Here is a 255-nt window from a genome sequence, read left to right on the forward strand (position 1 = left end):
CGGAGATCGAGATCAGCACGCCCTTGGCGCCCTTCATCGAAATATCATCCAGAAGCGGGTTGGCGATTGCCGCTTCCGCCGCCTTCATCGCCCGGCTTTCGCCGGCGGCTTCGCCGGTGCCCATCATCGCGCGGCCCATGCCCTGCATGACCGACTTCACGTCGGCGAAATCGAGGTTGATCAGACCTTCCTTGACGATGAGGTCGGTGATGCAGCCGACACCGGCAAAGAGCACGCGGTCGGCCGTCATAAAGG

1 pseudogene is annotated in these 255 nt (G+C 62.7%); it reads right to left on the bottom strand.

Features of this window, described 5'->3' with window-relative positions:
* Positions 1 to 255 (bottom strand): annotated as a pseudogene (locus EOD29_RS33225) (cell division protein FtsZ); the annotation flags it as partial.

It is taken from the genome of Mesorhizobium sp. M1A.T.Ca.IN.004.03.1.1 (assembly GCF_003997555.1).
GTDB lineage: Bacteria > Pseudomonadota > Alphaproteobacteria > Rhizobiales > Rhizobiaceae > Mesorhizobium.